This window comes from Oerskovia sp. NPDC060287, from assembly GCF_042726775.1.
In the GTDB taxonomy this organism is placed as follows: domain Bacteria; phylum Actinomycetota; class Actinomycetes; order Actinomycetales; family Cellulomonadaceae; genus Oerskovia; species Oerskovia merdavium.
Genome location: NZ_JBHXBO010000379.1, coordinates 1 through 2,474, shown reverse-complemented (window position 1 = coordinate 2,474; position 2,474 = coordinate 1). Strand labels below are relative to the sequence as shown.

General features: G+C 68.7%; 2 protein-coding genes. Both read left to right on the top strand.

Annotation, left to right across the window (positions count from 1 at the left end; translation table 11 throughout):
* The coding region (gene dnaK / locus ACFWFR_RS19070; RefSeq protein WP_377624158.1) for a molecular chaperone DnaK at window positions 1-1,832 on the top strand (1,832 nt) is incomplete at its 5' end.
* A complete protein-coding gene (grpE, locus tag ACFWFR_RS19065; RefSeq protein ID WP_191805353.1) occupies window positions 1,829-2,458 on the top strand; it encodes a nucleotide exchange factor GrpE in 630 nt (209 codons plus the stop codon). The genes dnaK and grpE, both read left to right, overlap by 4 nt.
* Window positions 2,459-2,474: the final 16 nt, after the last annotated feature.

The following is a 2,474-nucleotide window of genomic DNA, read 5'->3' as shown; positions in this document are numbered from 1 at the left end:
CCGTCCTCGAGGGTGGGGAGCCCACCGTCATCGCGAACGCCGAGGGCGCTCGCACGACCCCGTCGGTCGTCGCGTTCTCGAAGACCGGCGAGGTCCTCGTCGGCGAGATCGCCAAGCGTCAGGCGGTCACCAACGTCGACCGCACCATCACGTCGGTCAAGCGCCACATGGGCACCGACTGGTCGGTCGAGATCGACGACAAGAAGTACAGCGCGCAGGAGATCTCCGCGCGCGTGCTCGGCAAGCTGAAGCGCGACGCCGAGGAGTACCTGGGCGAGCCCGTCACCGACGCGGTCATCACCGTCCCGGCGTACTTCAACGACGCCGAGCGCCAGGCGACCAAGGACGCCGGGCAGATCGCGGGCCTCAACGTCCTGCGCATCGTCAACGAGCCCACCGCTGCCGCTCTGGCCTACGGCCTGGAGAAGGGCAAGGAGGACGAGCTCATCCTCGTCTTCGACCTCGGTGGTGGAACGTTCGACGTCTCCCTCCTCGAGGTGGGCAAGGACGAGGACGACTTCTCGACCATCCAGGTCCGCGCGACCTCGGGCGACAACCGCCTCGGTGGTGACGACTGGGACAACCGCATCGTCGAGCACCTCATCGCGCAGGTGAAGAACAGCTCGGGCGTCGACCTGTCCAAGGACAAGATCGCGCTCCAGCGTCTGCGTGAGGCTGCCGAGCAGGCGAAGAAGGAGCTCTCGTCCGCGACGAGCACCAACATCTCCATGCAGTACCTCTCGATGAGCGAGAACGGCCCCATCCACCTGGACGAGAAGCTCACGCGCGCTCAGTTCCAGCAGATGACGCAGGACCTCATCGACCGGACCAAGGCGCCGTTCCACGCCGTCATCCGTGACGCCGGCATCTCGGTCAACGACATCGACCACATCGTGCTCGTGGGTGGTTCCACCCGCATGCCCGCCGTGACCGAGGTCGTCAAGGAGCTCACGGGCGGCAAGGAGCCCAACAAGAGCGTCAACCCGGACGAGGTCGTGGCCGTCGGTGCCGCGCTGCAGGCCGGTGTCATCAAGGGCGAGCGCAAGGACGTCCTCCTGATCGACGTCACCCCGCTGTCCCTGGGCATCGAGACCAAGGGTGGCGTGATGACCAAGCTCATCGAGCGCAACACGGCCATCCCGACCAAGCGCAGCGAGGTCTTCTCGACCGCCGAGGACAACCAGCCGTCGGTGCTGATCCAGGTCTTCCAGGGTGAGCGCGAGTTCGCCCGCGACAACAAGCCGCTGGGCACGTTCGAGCTCACGGGCATCGCGCCGGCACCGCGCGGCCTGCCGCAGATCGAGGTCACCTTCGACATCGACGCGAACGGCATCGTCCACGTCGGCGCCAAGGACCGCGGCACCGGCAAGGAGCAGAAGATGACCATCACCGGTGGCTCCGCGCTGCCGAAGGAGGACATCGACCGCATGGTCAAGGAGGCCGAGGAGCACGCGGCCGAGGACAAGAAGCGTCGCGAGGAGGCGGAGAACCGCAACCAGGCCGAGGCGTTCGTGTACTCGACCGAGAAGCTCGTCGCGGAGAACAAGGAGAAGCTCCCCGCTGAGGTCGTCACCGAGGTCGAGGCCGACATCGCGTCGGTCAAGACGGCGCTCGAGGGCACCGACGCGGAGGCCGTGAAGTCGGCCCACGAGAAGCTCCTGGCCTCGAGCCAGAAGATCGGCGAGGCGCTCTACGCCGCTGCCGAGCAGGAGCAGGCCGCGGGCAACCAGGGCGCTGCCGACGCTGACGCCGCTGCGGCCGCCGGTGCGCCGTTCGCGCCCGACGAGGACATCGTCGACGCGGAGATCGTGGACGAGGACGACAAGAAGTGACGAGCGACGCCCAGGGCCCCGAGGAGCTCGGCTCCGAGGACCAGCCCTTCCACTTCACCGACAAGCGCAAGGTGACCCCGGAGGGGCAGCCCAAGGAGGCTGCCCCCCAGGGGGCCGGCTCGGCGGGGGACGACGCGGAGACCGACCCGCTGGCCGGGCTCGACTTCGAGCCCACCGGCGAGGCCGGGGACGACGCAGCGCTCCTCGCTGCGCAGTCCGAGGCGGCTGCCCACCTCGACGCTCTCCAGCGTGAGCGGGCCAGCTTCACCAACTACCGCAACCGGTCGCTGCGTGACCAGGAGGCCGCGCGCGTCAAGGGCGTCGAGGACGTCCTGGCCGCGCTCCTGCCGGTCCTCGACGACATCGACCGGGCCCGCCAGCACGGCGAGCTCGACGGGCCGTTCGTCGCGATCTCCGAGAAGCTCGACGCGAGCCTCGCGAAGTTCGGCATCGAGCGGTACGGCGTCGTGGGCGAGGAGTTCGACCCGAACGTCCACGAGGCGCTCATGCACCAGGTGGACCCGGAGGCCACGTCGGCCACGGTCAACATGGTCATCGAGCCGGGCTACCGGATCGGCGAGAAGGTCGTGCGCGCAGCGCGCGTCTCGGTCGTCGGACCGGAGTAGGACGGTCGTGGGCGCC